The organism is Pseudoalteromonas sp. P1-25 (genome assembly GCF_001401805.1).
In the GTDB taxonomy this organism is placed as follows: Bacteria; Pseudomonadota; Gammaproteobacteria; order Enterobacterales; family Alteromonadaceae; genus Pseudoalteromonas.
In genome coordinates this window covers 34245-50855 of the sequence record NZ_LKDW01000025.1, presented here as the reverse complement: position 1 = coordinate 50855, position 16611 = coordinate 34245, and the positions used below count along the sequence as shown (strand labels likewise).

General features: G+C 41.0%; 15 protein-coding genes. 7 read left to right on the top strand and 8 right to left on the bottom strand.

Annotation, left to right across the window (positions count from 1 at the left end; all coding sequences use genetic code 11):
* Positions 1 to 43 precede the first annotated feature (43 nt).
* The gene (locus AN393_RS14675) at positions 44 to 409 is read right to left on the bottom strand and encodes a DUF3718 domain-containing protein (protein WP_055018495.1); all 366 of its coding nucleotides are present in this window, start codon (positions 407 to 409) and stop codon (positions 44 to 46) included.
* Positions 410 to 659: 250 nt separating this feature from the next.
* Between AN393_RS14675 and AN393_RS14670 the strand changes: the two genes are divergently transcribed.
* From AN393_RS14670 to AN393_RS14660, 3 genes are all read left to right on the top strand, one after another.
* Positions 660 to 1445: a hypothetical protein gene (locus AN393_RS14670; RefSeq protein ID WP_055014319.1), complete on the top strand. Its 786-nt coding sequence runs from the start codon at positions 660 to 662 to the stop codon at positions 1443 to 1445.
* A gap of 100 nt (positions 1446 to 1545) precedes the next feature.
* Complete coding sequence (locus AN393_RS14665; RefSeq protein WP_055018494.1) at positions 1546 to 2928, top strand: amidohydrolase; 1383 nt, start codon at positions 1546 to 1548, stop codon at positions 2926 to 2928.
* Positions 2929 to 2938: 10 nt separating this feature from the next.
* The gene (locus AN393_RS14660; protein ID WP_055018493.1) at positions 2939 to 4183 is read left to right on the top strand and encodes an amidohydrolase family protein; all 1245 of its coding nucleotides are present in this window, start codon (positions 2939 to 2941) and stop codon (positions 4181 to 4183) included.
* A 122-nt stretch (positions 4184 to 4305) separates the two neighbouring features.
* On the opposite strand, the gene AN393_RS14655 is transcribed toward AN393_RS14660, so the two are convergent.
* Both AN393_RS14655 and cspD read right to left on the bottom strand, forming a co-directional pair.
* Positions 4306 to 6528 (bottom strand): NADP-dependent isocitrate dehydrogenase, encoded by a 2223-nt coding sequence (locus AN393_RS14655; RefSeq protein WP_055018492.1) that lies wholly within the window; start codon positions 6526 to 6528, stop codon positions 4306 to 4308.
* A 447-nt stretch (positions 6529 to 6975) separates the two neighbouring features.
* The gene (gene cspD / locus AN393_RS14650) at positions 6976 to 7194 is read right to left on the bottom strand and encodes a cold shock domain-containing protein CspD (RefSeq protein ID WP_004586755.1); all 219 of its coding nucleotides are present in this window, start codon (positions 7192 to 7194) and stop codon (positions 6976 to 6978) included.
* A 209-nt stretch (positions 7195 to 7403) separates the two neighbouring features.
* Here cspD and clpS point away from each other — a divergent pair, with 209 nt between their 5' ends.
* Together clpS and clpA are read left to right on the top strand one after the other, a co-directional pair.
* Complete coding sequence (gene clpS / locus AN393_RS14645; RefSeq protein ID WP_004586754.1) at positions 7404 to 7712, top strand: ATP-dependent Clp protease adapter ClpS; 309 nt, start codon at positions 7404 to 7406, stop codon at positions 7710 to 7712.
* A gap of 68 nt (positions 7713 to 7780) precedes the next feature.
* Positions 7781 to 10042, top strand: a complete 2262-nt coding sequence (clpA, locus tag AN393_RS14640; protein ID WP_055018491.1) for an ATP-dependent Clp protease ATP-binding subunit ClpA — start codon at positions 7781 to 7783, stop codon at positions 10040 to 10042.
* A 243-nt stretch (positions 10043 to 10285) separates the two neighbouring features.
* Here clpA and infA read toward each other — a convergent pair whose 3' ends face one another.
* The 4 genes from infA to trxB form a co-directional block, all read right to left on the bottom strand.
* Positions 10286 to 10504 (bottom strand): translation initiation factor IF-1, encoded by a 219-nt coding sequence (infA, locus tag AN393_RS14635; RefSeq protein WP_002962494.1) that lies wholly within the window; start codon positions 10502 to 10504, stop codon positions 10286 to 10288.
* A gap of 90 nt (positions 10505 to 10594) precedes the next feature.
* Positions 10595 to 11299, bottom strand: a complete 705-nt coding sequence (locus AN393_RS14630) for an arginyltransferase (RefSeq protein WP_055018490.1) — start codon at positions 11297 to 11299, stop codon at positions 10595 to 10597.
* Positions 11292 to 12008: a leucyl/phenylalanyl-tRNA--protein transferase gene (aat, locus tag AN393_RS14625; protein ID WP_055018489.1), complete on the bottom strand. Its 717-nt coding sequence runs from the start codon at positions 12006 to 12008 to the stop codon at positions 11292 to 11294. Before aat ends, AN393_RS14630 begins: the two co-directional genes overlap by 8 nt.
* A gap of 96 nt (positions 12009 to 12104) precedes the next feature.
* Entirely contained in the window at positions 12105 to 13055 is a 951-nt protein-coding gene (gene trxB, locus AN393_RS14620) for a thioredoxin-disulfide reductase (protein WP_055018488.1), read from the bottom strand.
* A 287-nt stretch (positions 13056 to 13342) separates the two neighbouring features.
* Between trxB and pssA the strand changes: the two genes are divergently transcribed.
* Complete coding sequence (gene pssA / locus AN393_RS14615) at positions 13343 to 14668, top strand: CDP-diacylglycerol--serine O-phosphatidyltransferase (protein ID WP_055018487.1); 1326 nt, start codon at positions 13343 to 13345, stop codon at positions 14666 to 14668.
* 114 nt (positions 14669 to 14782) lie between these two features.
* Here the strand turns inward: pssA and ald are convergent, their stop codons facing one another.
* On the bottom strand, positions 14783 to 15904 hold the full coding sequence (gene ald / locus AN393_RS14610) for an alanine dehydrogenase (RefSeq protein ID WP_055018486.1): 1122 nt from the start codon (positions 15902 to 15904) through the stop codon (positions 14783 to 14785).
* 142 nt (positions 15905 to 16046) lie between these two features.
* On the opposite strand from ald, the gene lrp reads away from it, so the two are divergent.
* Positions 16047 to 16526: a leucine-responsive transcriptional regulator Lrp gene (gene lrp / locus AN393_RS14605; RefSeq protein WP_055018485.1), complete on the top strand. Its 480-nt coding sequence runs from the start codon at positions 16047 to 16049 to the stop codon at positions 16524 to 16526.
* The last annotated feature ends 85 nt before the right edge of the window (positions 16527 to 16611 follow it).

Sequence of the window (16611 nt, the reverse complement as noted above, 5' to 3'; positions counted from 1 at the left end):
AAGCCTGCTTGCAAAGCAGACTTAGTTTTGTGTTAACACCATACTATTTTGGCCCTGTGATGATGACTTTTTCTGGGTTGTACGATTTAGCTAAATCTTTAATTGATGTGCGCGTGCTGGTATCAATATTTAAATAATTAGCGCTTTTATCAAGGTTATACAAACTAACAAAGTCGCCCATTGATAAGTTATTACAGTGCAGTTTTTTGCTCATTACCGCTTTGCTTATATTTAAATCGCGTAACGCTTTACGCAAACTGTACGATTTATTCGCTGCAACAGCCATACAAGCCTGTGTACCTGGCGAAGAATCAGCCGCGATAAACTGCGTTGCTAATGCTGGTTTTGCGATTAATAAAGTTGCCCCTAGTACCATAGTTGTGCAAAAAGTCGCTTTTAACGTGTTCATAATTAGTCCTCATTGTTTGTGGTTCAGCTTCATTATTGAGCGATTTAAACTAAAAAGCTGTTAACCAAACGCAACAAGGTGTAAGCAGGTATGTTTAAAAATACACATTTAACCTAGGTGACTGAATTTAAGCCCTAATAAGTGTGTTTTTTGACACACTTAGGTAAAATTATTTTACAGCTACTGACATATTTTCTCAGCCTGCTATCATCGCCCCCAATATTTACGCGCTTAATTTTTAGGAGAACCAGTGAGCAAAACGTTAGCCAGCTATTACCAGCAAGCGTATGCCTGCGAGCACAAACATTTTAACCAATGTTTTTATTGTGGGTGCGAAGCCACAGAGCGCGACCATTGCCCGCCCCTGCACATGTTACAGAGCATTATTGATTTAGGCGAAGAGGCCGATTTTATATCAATTGCAGCATGTTACGAGTGCCATGCCTTATTACATAATGAAAGGCTAATGACAATAGATGAGCGCTTTACAAAACTTAAAAAAAAGCTCTCTAATAAGTATGCTAAAGCGCTGCGTGTTTATAACATGTGGGAAGAAAACGAATTAAGCGAAATGAGCGATGAATTTGCGCACAGCATTCAAGCGGGTATGAAATTAGGTAAAGAGGCATCTGAGCGTTTAGCATTTACAGGCTTTACATATGCCACCGAAGAAGCCCGTGTAACCGTACGCGAAAAAACCAAAGAGTTTGATGTAGAAGGCACCGTTTTTACCGACTTTAAAGAGGCATTAAATTACTGTATTAACGTGCTTAAAGTTCAAAAAAGTGATTTTTATAAAATACTGGTTGAGGATTATAATGGCGATTTTAACAGGGCGCTTAGCCAGTATCGTCATCGCCATAATAAAGTAACAACAGCAAGCGATGGCAATAGTTTAATTAAGGATTTTGCTAAGCAACATAAGCAAAATTCAGACTTTGTGACACGCACGGTTAAACACTTTATAAACAAAGATCCTTCCCTTACTACCGAAGCCGCGCTAGAAAAGTTGTATAACAATTATATAAAAAAATAATGACAGCCGTTTAACTCAATTAATCGCTTTTTTACCTGTTTTTTTAGCTTTATTACGCCGCTTTAGCTAAAGTAGCAAAAAAACAGGAGAACCTAACAACATGCAAAAATTTGCACCCTCTTTGTTAGCAGTTGGTTTAGCTGCTGCGCTTGTTGGTTGCCAAGAAAACGGCCCGCAAGATGCAAAAATCACCATTAATAAAAACCCATACCCAAGCACTTACACACCGCTGGCAAGTAAAAGCACTTTAATTACCAATGCAACCGTACTTACCGGTACAGGCGAGCGTTTAAATGATGCTGATGTACTACTTGTTGATGGTAAAGTACAACAAGTAGGTAAAGACTTATCGGCCAATGCAGATATAACCATTGATGCACAGGGTAAATGGGTTACCCCAGGTATTATTGATGTACACTCTCACTTAGGTGCCTACCCAAGCCCATCAGTTGAGTCTCATCAAGATGGTAACGAAATGACCAGCCCAAATACTGCCGAGGTGTGGGTAGAGCATTCTGTATGGCCTCAAGATCCAGGCTTTAACCGCGCCCGCGAAGGTGGTATTACTTCACTACAAATTTTACCAGGTTCAGCTAACCTATTTGGCGGGCGTGGCGTAACACTCAAAAACATTCCTGCGCATACAATGCAAGCAATGAAATTTCCTGATGCACCTAATGGCTTAAAAATGGCCTGTGGTGAAAACCCAAAACGCGTATATGGCCGCCAAGGTACTTTACCTTCAACCCGTATGGGTAACATGGCCGGCTACAGAATGGCATGGGCAGAAGCACAAGAGTACAAACGTGCATGGGACAAGTACGACGCTGATTACGAAGCAGGCTTAAACCCACAAGCACCGGCTCGCGACATTAAGCACGATACACTAAAAGCGGTTATTGAAGGTGAAGTGTTAATTCATAATCATTGTTATAAAGCTGAAGAAATGGCAATGATGATCGATCTGTCAAAAGAATTTGGCTATCACGCAGGTACTTTCCATCACGGTGTAGAAGCTTATAAAATTGCAGATTTACTGGCTGAAAATGGTTCGTGTGCTGCACTTTGGCCAGATTGGTGGGGCTTTAAAATGGAAGCCTACGACATGGTTCAAGAAAACGTAGCTATTGTTGATGCGGTAAAAAATTCGTGCGCTATTGTGCACTCTGACTCAGACACCACTATTCAGCGCTTAAACCAAGAAGCGGGTAAAGTAATGTACCGTGCAAACGAAAATGGTTTTGATATTTCGGAGCAGCACGCAATTAAGTGGATCACTTCTAACGCGGCTAAATCATTGGGTATTGAAGATAAAACGGGTTCGCTTGAAGCAGGTAAGCAAGGCGATGTTGTTATTTGGAACCAAAACCCATTTAGCGTTTACGCAAAAGCTGAACAAGTATTTATTGATGGCGCAAAAGTTTACGATAGAAACGACAGCGCATTTCAGGCACAAAGTGATTTTATGTTAGGCCAACAATAAGGAGCCCAGAATGAAAAATTTATCACGTTCGTTTTCGCTATCTCTGGTTGCTGCCGGATTGTTAGCCTCAGCTACAGTGGATGCTCGCTCGCTTGCCATTGTGAATGCAACGCTTCATACCGCTACTGAGCAAGGTGTGCTAGAGAACGCAAGTATTATAATGGATAACGGTAAAATTACCGCTATTAACCCGCAACAAGTATATGCAGACCAAGTTATCGATGCTCAAGGCCGCATTGTTACGCCAGGGTTTATTGCCAGTATTAACCAACTTGGCTTAGTAGAAGTCAGCGCGGTTGCAGGCTCACGTGATGCTGGCGAAGAAAAAGCAGGTATTGATTTTGACGTAAGCCTTGCTTACAACGCTCACTCAAGCCTTATCCCTTATGCACGTAAAGGTGGTGTAACTCGCGATGTTATTACCCCACATGGGGGCGATAGTATTTTTGCAGGCCTAGCAAGTGTTGTTGATTTAAGCGGAGATTTACAAAGCGATATACAAAAGCAAGCTGCTTTAGTGGTTTATTTGGGTGAGCGCAGCAAGGGGTCGCGCGCATTTACATTGCAAACCCTCATTAATAAGCTTGAAGAGCACCAAACAAAAGCAGCTAAAAAGCCTAAAAAAGACGACGACAGCAAGCCTAGCACTGAAGATAAAGTCATGCGTAAAGTACTTAGCGGCGATATGCCAATGGTAGTTGGCGTATCTCGTGCGGCCGATATTATTGAACTCCTTAAAGTTAAAGCGCAATTTGGTATTAATTTAGTGCTCAATGGCGCACAAGATGCGGTTGTTGTTAAAGAGCAGATTGCTAAAGCGCAAGTACCCGTAATTATGAGTGCTATGGATAGCTTACCCTCAAGCTTTGACTCGTTACATGCCAGTTTAGATAACGCAGCCGTGCTAGAAAAAGCAGGGGTTAAGGTTATTTTAACCGTGGGCGGCGATGCCAGTCATAATATTTACCAACTTCGTTTTGATGCAGGCAATGCTGTTTCATATGGCATGAGCCAACAAGGCGCATTAAAGGCCGTTACATCTAATGTAGCAAGTGTGTTTAATATTAATGCTGGCAGTATTGAAGTTGGAAAAGCCGCTGATGTAGTGATGTGGAGCAATGACCCGTTTGAGTTAAGCAGTCATGTAAGCAAAATGATTATTAATGGTGAAGAGGTATCTACACAGTCTCGCCAAGATAAACTACGTGAGCGCTACACTACTGAGTCACCTATGCCTAGAGCTTATACAAAGTAATTAAAATAGCTTTAATTGTTTACAGGCCGCTATTTTATAAATAGCGGATTTTTTATACAAAAGCTAGGCACAAAAAAAACCGCTTACTTTTTTCGTAAGCGGTTTTTTAATTTAATCTAAAATTATACTAATTTAGATAAAATTTCGTTAAAGGTTGCGCTTGGGCGCATTGCTTTAAACGCTGCCTCATCATTTGGTTGGAAGTAACCACCAATATCCATTGAAGGACCTTGCGCATCGTTAAGCTCGTTTACAATTTGCTCTTTTTGCGTTTCTAAATCGTTGGCAATTTGCGTAAATTGCGCTTTAAGCTCGCTGTCTTCGTCTTGCTTAGCCAGCTCTTGTGCCCAGAATAGAGATAAGAAGAAGTGAGAACCACGGTTATCAATTTCTTTTACTTTACGTGAAGGCGACTTGTTTTCAGCTAAGAACGTACCGGTTGCTTTATCTAGTGTGTCAGCAAGTACTTGGGCTTTTTTGTTGCCTGTATTCACACTTAGGTGCTCAAGCGAAGCCGCTAATGCTAAAAACTCGCCTAACGAATCCCAACGTAAGTGGTTTTCTTTTTCGAACTGTTGAACATGCTTAGGTGCTGAACCACCTGCACCAGTTTCAAATAAGCCACCGCCGTTCATAAGAGGTACAATTGAAAGCATTTTAGCACTAGTACCCAGCTCTAAAATTGGGAATAAATCTGTTAGGTAGTCACGTAATACGTTACCTGTTACAGAAATAGTGTCTTTACCTTCTTTAATACGCGCTAATGAGAATAAAGTTGCTTCAAGCGGCGCTAAAATTTGAATGTCTAGACCATCTGTATCGTGATCTGGTAAGTATTTGTTTACCTTTTTAATAAGCTGAGCATCGTGAGCGCGATTTTCATCTAACCAGAAAACAGCAGGTACGCCCGTTGCACGTGCACGGTTTACCGCCAGTTTAACCCAATCTTGGATTGGTGCGTCTTTAACCTGACACATTCTCCAAATATCGCCTTGCTCAACAGTGTGCTCAAGTAGCGTAGTGCCATTTGCATCAACAACACGGATTGAGCCATCCGCTTTTGCTTCAAACGTTTTATCGTGAGAACCGTATTCTTCTGCTTTTTGAGCCATTAAGCCTACGTTTGGAACGCTACCCATAGTGGTAGGATCAAATGCGCCATTTTCTTTACAAAAATCAATAGTCGCTTGGTAAACGCTTGAGTAGCTACGATCTGGGATCACAAAGCTAGTGTCTTGTAGTTTACCGTCGTTGTTCCACATTTGACCGCTTGAACGAATAGCAGCAGGCATAGATGCATCAATGATCACATCGCTTGGTACGTGTAAATTAGTAATACCACGGTCAGAGTCAACCATTGCAATGGCAGGACGATCAGCATAAACCGCTTGAATGTCTGCTTCAATTTCTTCGCGCTTAGCATCATCTAATGATTGAATTTTAGAATAAACGTCGCCTAAACCGTTATTTACATCAACACCTAGCTCTTCAAAAAGCTCGCCGTGTTTAGCAAATACGTCTTTGTAGAAAACTTTTACCGCGTGACCAAAAATAATAGGGTCAGATACTTTCATCATTGTCGCTTTCATGTGAAGCGAAAATAATACGCCTTTTTCTTTCGCGGCATCAATTTCTGCTGCTAAAAACGCTTGTAATTTAGCTGCGCTAATGCGTGACGCATCTATTACTTCGCCAGCGATTAGCGGAGTGCTTTGCTTAAGTACAGTTACTTCGCCATTAGTCGCTACGTGTTCAATACGTACATCAGTTGCTGCATCAACGGTTACTGATTGCTCAGAACCAAAGAAATCGCCTTCGCTCATGCTCGCAACGTATGATTGTGAATCTTTGCTCCACGCACCCATTGAATGCGGGTTATTACGTGCATATTCTTTAACAGAGCCAGGCGCACGACGATCTGAGTTACCTTCACGCAATACTGGGTTTACAGCGCTGCCTTTAATTTTGTCGTAAGTTGCTTTAATTTTAGCTTCTTCATCATTTTTAGGCTCAGCAGGGTATTCTGGTAGTGCGTAACCTTTTTCTTGAAGCTCTTTAATCACAGCGCGTAATTGCGGTACAGACGCACTGATATTTGGTAATTTGATGATGTTTGCTTCTGGTGTTTTTGCAAGTTCGCCAAGTTCTGCAAGCGCATCGCCAATGCGTTGCTCTTCAGTAAGGTAATCAGCGAAGTTTGCAATTACACGACCTGCTAATGAGATATCGCGAGTTTCAACTTCAACACCTGCCGCATTTGTATAGGCTTGGATAATTGGTAGCAACGAGTAGGTTGCTAGCGCCGGAGCTTCGTCCGTTTTAGTGTAGATAATTTTTGATGTCATCATCATTCCTAGATAGTAGGCCGCAGTGGCCGTATTCAACAATGCAAAAAAACTCATTAGCGCATGACTGCGTTAATAAGCAGTTTGTTAGGTGTCGGTACTCTTAATATGCCATAAGGCAGAATAGTCACACCTGACTAACTGATTTTTATAGGTTGCAAAGTACACGTATTTAGCAGCGTAAACGCATTAGCTAAAATGTAACCGCGTAATTTAGCAACAAGAGTGTAACAAGCTTGTTTAAAAAGGGCTAGGGCTTGCGCTTTTGTACAGCCTAAATTAGCAGGTAACTGTTATAACATTGGGGTATATAAAATAAAATCAAGGAAAAGGGTTGAATTTAGTGTGTATAGGAGCAATTTAGTAATAAGGAGAGTGTTGAATGGTAAGTGGGAAATTAAGCGAGGATCTAAATTAGGTCGCTCGCTTTAGTCGAACAAATTTTGTTCACTCTAAAATGTCGCCGTTAGGGGCTATGTTTTTAGCGTGTAAGCCCTTAGGGCCTTGTTCTAGCTCGAATGTTACATCTTGACCAGCTTTAAGTGTCTTATAACCGTCCATTACAATCGTTGAGTAATGAGCGAAAATATCATTCTCGCAGCCGTCTTCTACGATGAAACCAAAACCTTTGGCGTTGTTGAACCATTTGACTTTACCACAAGCCATACTTCTACATCCTTCTATAAGTTGACTAATTTAGTTATTCTAAACCGTATAATTTGCTAGACTGACTAAGGATTAATCAATCTACTTCTGACTGTAGTTTATTTGGCCAGTCAGTCAAGTGTTTTGTGTTATTTTTTTAACATTTAATTTATTTTTTATTCAAGTTTGCTTGAGTTCTAAAGACAAGACTATATTTAATTATGAGTGGTATGAAAGATTCAGGTGTCATAGACACAGTTCGCGATAGTGAAAAGCAAAAGCTGCAACCACCGCGAAAATACAAAGTTGTTTTAAATAACGACGACTACACGCCAATGGACTTTGTAATAGAAGTCCTGATGACGTTTTTCAATATGGATAGCGATAGAGCAACTGATGTGATGCTACAAGTTCACGAAAAAGGGAAGGGGATATGCGGTGTATTTAGCGCCGATGTAGCCCATACCAAAGCGGAACAAGTTAACCGTTATGCACGGGATAACGAGCATCCACTGCTTTGTAGTTGTGAGCAGGAATAAATACCAATTAGGTGATCAATCATCTCATTGTTGTGGTATAAAATAATTATCTCAGTAAGGGGTTGCCAATGCTAAACAAAGACTTAGAACTAACGTTAAACGCCGCGTTTCGTGAAGCGCGTACACGCCGCCATGAGTTTATGACGGTAGAACACCTTTTACTTGCGCTTTTAGATAATCCTTCAGCAGGCGAAGCGTTAAACGCCTGTGGGGTGGATATTTCAGGTTTAAAAACCGAGCTATTAGAATTTATAGACGAAACCACACCGGTTATTCCCGACTTAGAAGAAGAACGCGAAACCCAACCAACACTGGGCTTTCAGCGCGTGCTTCAGCGTGCAGTTTTTCATGTTCAATCATCAGGTAAAAACGAAGTGACGGGAGTAAACGTCCTTGTTGCTATTTTTTCTGAACAGGAAAGCCAAGCAGTTTATCTACTTAAGAAAAGCGATATTTCTCGCTTAGATATAGTGAATTTTATTTCTCATGGTATTTCTAAATCCGATGATGAGTTAGGTGATGACACTGACGATATTCATGAAGAAGTACAAGAGGTTCAAAACGAAGAAGCAAGTAAGTTAGATAGCTTTACCACTAACTTAAATGCGCAAGCTAAAGACGGCAACATAGACCCATTAGTAGGTCGCGACAGCGAAGTAGAGCGTACGGTGCAGGTTTTATGTCGCCGTAAAAAGAATAACCCATTGCTTGTTGGTGAAGCCGGCGTTGGTAAAACAGCCATTGCAGAGGGCCTTGCGTATCGTATTGTTAACGAGCAAGTGCCTGAAGTGATTGCCGATGCTGTTGTTTACTCGCTTGATATGGGCGCATTGCTTGCTGGCACTAAATACCGCGGCGACTTTGAAAAACGCTTTAAGAGCCTGTTAAAAGAGTTACAAGCTAAACCTAACTCAATATTATTTATTGATGAAATACACACTATTATTGGTGCAGGTGCTGCATCGGGTGGTGTTATGGATGCATCTAACTTACTTAAACCGCTACTTTCGAGCGGGCAGTTACGTTGTATGGGCTCAACCACTTACAATGAGTACAAAAATATTTTTGAAAAAGACCGTGCGTTAGTTCGCCGTTTCCAAAAAATTGATGTACTTGAACCGAGTGTGGCTGATACCACTAAAATTTTAAATGGTTTAAAAGAGCGTTATGAAGAACACCATGGCATTCGTTACACACAAAAAGCACTAAAAGCAGCTGCAGAGCTAAGTGCTAAATACATTAATGAGCGTCACTTACCTGATAAAGCCATTGATGTAATAGACGAAGCCGGTGCCAATCAACGTTTGCAGCCAAGCTCTAAGCGCAAAAAAACCATTGGTGTATCAGATATTGAATCGATTATTGCTAAAATGGCGCGTATCCCAGCTCAAAGCGTGTCATCGACCGATAAAGAAACGCTTAAAAATCTTGATCGTAATCTTAAAATGTTAGTGTTTGGGCAAGATCAGTCTATCGACGCGCTAACATCTGCGATTCGTTTATCTCGCTCGGGGCTTGCAAACGAAGACAAGCCAGTAGGCTCGTTCTTATTTGCTGGACCTACAGGTGTAGGTAAAACAGAGGTGACTAAACAGCTGGCTAAGTGTATGGGCGTAGAGTTTATTCGCTTTGATATGTCAGAGTACGTTGAGCGCCATGCAGTGAGCCGTCTAATTGGTGCGCCTCCTGGGTATGTTGGTTTTGAACAAGGCGGCTTACTTACCGAAGCTGTTATTAAAAACCCGCATGCAGTTGTATTATTGGATGAAATTGAAAAAGCTCATCCAGATATTTACAACATACTACTGCAAGTAATGGATCACGGTACGTTAACCGATAATAATGGTCGTAAAGCTGACTTTAGAAACGTCGTGGTGGTTATGACAACCAATGCCGGTGTGCAAGAAACCACACGTAAATCGATTGGCTTTACCGAGCAAGATCATACGCATGATGCAATGAGCGAAATTAACAAGGTATTTTCACCCGAATTTAGAAACCGCTTAGATAATATTATTTGGTTTAACCACCTTCAAAAAGACGTTATCTTGCAAGTGGTCGATAAATTTGTAGTTGAGCTGCAAGCTCAATTAGATAAGAAGTCAGTTAATCTTGAGCTGACCTCTAAGGCCCGAGAGTGGTTAGCAGACAAAGGCTACGATAAAGCAATGGGGGCGCGCCCAATGGCACGTGTTATTCAAGACGAGCTTAAAAAGCCATTGGCTAACGAAATACTCTTTGGTGAACTGGTTGATGGCGGTACTGTTAAAGTGTCAGTTAAAGATAAGAAAATTAACTTTGACTATGAAAGTAATTTAACACCCGCTTAAATCAGTGTATTTACTTATAATACCCATCCGCAAAATAGATAACTTAATTATGTGAATGGGTATATAAACTAGCCTGCGCCATACGCGTGGGCTTTTTTGTGCTTTTTTTAGGCAACAAAAAACCCAGCAAAAGCTGGGTTTTTTGTTTATTAAATGTAATTGCTAGTCAGCACCATCAATTACATTTAATAAACGCTTTAAGCTAGTTATTCACTAGCCAAAAACTAAATCTCGTTTACGCACTTAGCGAGCACGGAATACGATACGACCTTTCGATAAATCGTAAGGCGTCATTTCTACCGTTACTTTATCGCCGGTTAAAATACGGATGTAGTTTTTGCGCATTTTACCTGAAATATGAGCCACAACTACGTGACCATTTTCTAGCTCAACTCGGAACATTGTATTTGGTAAAGTATCAAGGACAGTCCCTTGCATTTCGATTACGTCTTCTTTCGCCATGTTTAGCGTAACACCTCTTTAATAGTTAAACGCTGCAGATTTTGCCCAAAATACGCCAATAAGTAAAGGCGCAGCGGGCATTTTTGCAAATTAAATAGCCAACCACTGGTCATTAACGTGTTTTTGCGCGGGTAAAAACTGAGTTTTGTATTTCATTTTGGTGCATTCATCGATTTGGTAGCCCAAATACACAAATTCTTTATTTTGTTGTTTGGCAAATTCGAGCTGCTGTAAAATCATCACAGTGCCTAAACTGTAGTGCTCAAAGTCGGGATCGAAAAACGTATAAATAGCTGAAACAGCATTATCCATACAATCGGTTACGGCTACTGCAACTAAAGTGTCTTGGTGCCAAAGTTCAATAAACGTTATTTCTAGCCAGCTACAAAATAAAAAACTTTGAAATTGCTCTATATTAGGGGGGAACATAGTGCCATCGCTGTGACGTAATGAAATGTATTTACTATAAAGCGGGTAATATTCTTCGCGCTTAGCCTGAGTGTATTTAACTTCAAAGTGTGCTTTTACTTTATTGAGTTTTCGTTTTTGGGATTTTGACGGGTCAAACTCTTGAGCTAACACGCGTACAGAATTACAGGCACTACACGACGGGCAATGAGGTCGGTAAATTTGGTTACCGCTACGCCTAAAGCCGAGCGATAAAAGCATCTCAAATTTTTGCGTGCTGTAACAGGTAGGGTCAAGTATTACCAATAATTGTTCTTGCCTGTCAGGTAAATAGCTACAAGCAAACTCTTGGCTAAGGCCTACGCGAGAAGGTATGTGCTCACTCATAAATTGCTATTAACTCCTGTGGCTGCCACATCATCGGGTTGAGGCTGTAAGAATCTGCTAATTTAAGTCTAGTCAAAAATTCTGAGCGAGGGATCACTTTTGCACCTAAAGAGCTTAAATAGGGGTTTTCTAGTTGGCAGTCAATAAAATGTGCGTTATGTCGTTTTAACCAATTTACTAACGCCCACATGGCGAGTTTTGAGCAATTAGTTTGGTGATGAAACATCGACTCGCCACAAAAAATGCCATTTTGCATAATGCCATAAAGCCCACCGGCAAGTTCGCCGTTTTGCCATACCTCAACACTATGCGCAATATTAGCGTCATGTGCAGCAATATAAGCGCTTAACATCTCGTTTGTTATCCACGTGCCTTCGGTGTCTATTCGTTGCTCACAGCACGCTTCTATCACCTCAGCAAAGGCATTGTTAACAGTTACTTTAACAGGGTGCTTTTTTAAATGTTTACGCAAGCTTTTACTTATATGAAAGTCATTTAGCTCTACAATGCCGCGTTCACTTGGCGACCACCACATAATGGGCTCACCATCGCTAAACCACGGAAAAATCCCCATTTTATAGGCGTTACTTAATCGCTTTACAGATAAATCCCCGCCTATGGCAAGCAGGCCATCGGGGGAGGTGAGTGCATATTCGGGGTTTGGAAATGCTATATCGGTTTCACTGAGTTGGTATAGCTGGTTTCTCATAGAGGGCTTAACTTATTAATTATCATAAAAGTGTAACTACATTTTAGGCATAAAAAAAGGCTGAATTATCAGCCTCTTTTAAAATATTTAGCGTGATTACAGATTATCTAAGAAACGCTCTGCATCTAGGGCTGCCATACAGCCGGTACCAGCAGATGTAATTGCTTGACGGTAAATGTGATCAGACACGTCACCTGCGGCAAATACGCCAGGTACGCTTGTTTGTGTAGCGTTACCGTTAAGACCAGACTCAACCACTAAATAGCCGTCTTTCATCTCTAGTTGGCCTTCAAACATGTCGGTATTTGGCTTATGGCCGATAGCAATAAACACACCGGCTAAGTCAAGCTCTTCGGTTGAATCAGATTGCGTATCTTTAATACGAACGCCAGTTACGCCCATGTCATCGCCAAGAACTTCGTCTAGCGTTCGGTTGTAATGCAATACTACGTTACCATTTTGCGCTTTTTCGTTAAGGCGATCAGCAAGAATTTTTTCACTGCGGAAGCTATCACGACGGTGAATAACGTGTACTTCATCGGCAATGTTAGATAAGTAAAGCGCTTCTTCTACTGCTGTGTTACCACCCCCTACAACGGCAACTTTACGCCCTTTATAGAAAAAACCATCACACGTAGCACACGCTGATACACCACGACCTTGAAAATTAGTTTCAGACTCTAAGCCTAAGTATTTAGCCGATGCACCTGTGGCAATAATTAATGCATCACACGTGTAAGTACCTTGGTCGCCAGTAAGCGTGAAAGGGCGCTTAGACACATCGACTTTATTAATGTGGTCAAACACAATTTCCGTTTCAAAGCGCTCAGCGTGCTCTTTCATACGATCCATTAATGCAGGGCCTGTTAAACCATGCGCATCGCCTGGCCAGTTTTCAACTTCAGTTGTGGTCGTTAATTGGCCACCTTGTTGAATACCAGTAATTAAAACCGGGTTTAAATTTGCACGCGCTGCGTAAACCGCGGCAGTGTAACCCGCAGGGCCTGAGCCTAAAATTAGTAACTTAGAGTGTTTTGCTTCAGTCATGATCTTTTCCTAAACGTTTAATACTGAACTTAATGGCTTCGATTCTAAGAAAAACAAGGCACAAGTAAACAAATTATGTGAATATTTTTTTCTGACAAAATTAAAAGCTGTGCAATATTATGTACTGACCTTGCAGTAAATGATAAAAAAGCCTGCATTGAGGTTAAAAAACAAACAGATGAGCAACAAAGCTTCGTTAATTCATGACCCGTTAGTATTTTTTTGATATGTTTTACTTAATTTTATTTGTCACTGATAGATTATGTGACCTTAGTGAATAGGCAACTATGTTATTTTGGCAGGAAAAACCCGCATTTGGGTTGACTTCAAAAGACGTTAACGTCTTAACCAACGCACAAGAGTACCGTACGCAATTGCTACGCTTAATTAGCAATGCAAAACAAAGAATCTACATTACGGCACTGTACTTACAAGATGATGAAGCAGGGCGTGAAATACTCGAAGCGCTGCATCGTGTGTCGTTGGCGAACCCCGACCTTGAAATAAAAGTGTTGGTTGATTTTCATCGTGCTCAACGTGGTCTTATTGGGGCAGCAAAATCAGACGGTAACGCAAGTTTATATTGTGACTATTTAGAAAAATTTAAATCAAACGTTCAAGTTTACGGTGTACCCGTTAAGGCAAAAGAGCTCTTTGGTGTATTACATTTAAAAGGCTTTGTGGTCGATAACACGCTTTTGTATAGCGGTGCTAGCTTAAATAATGTGTACTTACAATACAACGAACGCTACAGGCTCGACCGCTACTTTTTAATTAACCAAGCAGCGCTATGTGACTCTGTGGTTGATTTTATTGAGTCTAAGCTCATTGGCTCCCAAGCCGTACCACGCATTGATACACGCCCGCTTAAGCGCTTAATAGACTTTAAATTTGAACAAAAGCAATTAATGCGCGAGCTAAAGTCGGCCAGTTATGCAAACCCAACTACGCCCAATACCGACCCACTCGGTGTGCGTTTGTTTTTAGGTTTAGGGCGTCGTAATAATAGCCTTAACCGATTAATTAAAAATTTGTTTGATACCACAGAGCAAGAGCTTGTACTTTACACACCGTATTTTAATTTTCCGGCGCCGCTTATGCGCTCGCTTCGTAGATTATTAAAACAAGGTAAGCAGGTAACCATTGTAGTAGGTGATAAAACGGCGAACGATTTTTACCTGCCGCCAAATGAGCCGTTTAGTAAAATTGGTGCATTACCGTATTTATACGAAACCATTTTGCATAAATTTGTAAAATCGCAAAAGCGCCATATAGATAACGGCAATTTAAACGTGTACTTATGGAAGCACGATAGTAACTCGTTTCACTTAAAAGGTATTTGCGCAGACCGACAACGCCACTTATTAAGCGGCCACAATCTTAATCCGCGGGCGTGGGGGCTTGATATTGAAAACGGTATTTTAATTGAAGACCCACAGCAAAGTATTATGCAAGCCATAGATAACGAAAAGCAGGAAATTTTAAAACACTGCCGCCGTTTAACTGGTCCAAATGATTTAGAAACAGTAGAAGATTACCCACAGCCGGTTAAAAAGCTACTTGGTCAGGCTAAACGCGTAAAAGTGGATTTTATAATTAAGCGTTTTATATAAATTAATTCATATAGTCGAAATTTAGATAAAAAAAAGCAGCTAATTAGCTGCTTTTTTATTGTTTGTAGTTAGGTAACTATTTTATTCAATAACACCTAACAACTAAACGCAAAATTATGCGTTTTCTACTGCAGTACGTGGATCAACATATTCCATGTTGAACGCTTCTGCTACTTCTTTGTAAGTTACTTGGCCTTTAATTACGTTTAAGCCTTTTAAGAAGTGCGCGTCATCAAGTAGTGCCTTTTTGTAACCTTTGTTTGCAAGGTTAATAATAAACGGCAATGTTGCATTATTAAGTGCAAACGTAGAGGTGCGTGGTACTGCACCTGGCATGTTAGCTACACAGTAGTGCACAACGTCATCAACAATGTATGTTGGATCAGCGTGTGTAGTCGCTTTAGACGTTGCAATACAACCACCTTGGTCAATAGCAACATCCACAATTGCAGCGCCTGGCTTCATGGCTTTAATGTGTTCGGCTGTAACAAGCTTAGGTGCTGCTGCACCAGGAATTAGTACGCCACCAATTACTAGGTCTGCTTCTAGTACATGTTTTTCAAGTGCATCGGCAGTTGAGTAAATCGCTTTAACTTTGTTACCAAATTGCGCGTCTAGTGCACGAAGTACATCGATGTTGCGGTCAAGTACTACAACGTCTGCGCCCATGCCAACAGCCATTTGCGCTGCACTACGACCCACCATGCCGCCGCCAATAACAACAACTTTTGCAGCTTCAACACCTGGTACGCCGCCAAGTAGCATGCCACGGCCGTGGTTAGATTTTTCAAGCGCTTGTGCACCGGCCTGAATAGACATACGACCTGCTACTTCACTCATTGGTGCAAGAAGCGGTAAGCCGCCACGCGCATCAGTCACTGTTTCGTAAGCAATACAAATCGCTTTGCTTTTAACAAGGTCTTCAGTTTGTGGAAGATCAGGTGCAAGGTGAAGGTAAGTAAATAAAATTTGGTCTTCGCGTAGCATTGCACGCTCAACAGCTTGTGGCTCTTTTACTTTTACGATCATGTCTGCTTTTGCAAAAACATCAGCTGCAGTGGCTAAAATTTCAGCGCCAGCTTGAGTGTAATCTTCGTTAGTAAAACCAATGCCCATACCTGCATCTGTTTCAACAATCACTTGGTGGCCGTGATTTACTAATTCACGAACACTCGCAGGAACCATACCTACACGGTATTCATGGTTTTTAATTTCTTTAGGTACACCAATAATCATAAAATTTGCCTTATTAAGAACGGATTAACATTTTTCACTATTATATTCATCATAAGGCAGTGTGTCTCACCTTTTTTAAAAGGGTAACCAGTGTTATTATCTAAATAATAAAAATAAACAGAACATTAAACTAGTTGGGTGTATGCATCAGTTATTAGATAGAATTGACCGTAAAATTTTAATGGAATTACAGCACGATGGACGCCTTTCTAATGTAGAACTGGCCCGACGAGTTGGCCTGAGCGCCACGCCCTCTCTGGAACGCGTAAAAAAGTTAGAACGTGAAGGTTATATACTTGGCTACAAAGCGGTGGTAGATCCAGCAAAGCTTGGCCAAGGCTTATCTGTATATGTTGAGGTAACCATTACCAAAACATCGCCCGACGTATTTGATGAGTTTAGTGCGGCGGTTAAACAGCACGAAGAGATAATAGAGTGTCATTTGGTATCGGGTAATTTTGATTTTTTATTAAAAACACGCGTAAACGATATGTCAGAATACCGCGGAGTACTAGGCGACATTCTTTTAAAGCTGCCAAACGTGAGTGAAAGCCGCACCTATGTAGTAATGGAAGAAGTAAAAGGTGAAGACGGCGTAATTATTCGCCCTTACATAGCGTAAATTTAACCGCAAAAGATAAACACACTTTAATTTATAAAAACTTGTTCATAATCAGGCCATACACATTAAGATAAAGTGCATCAAA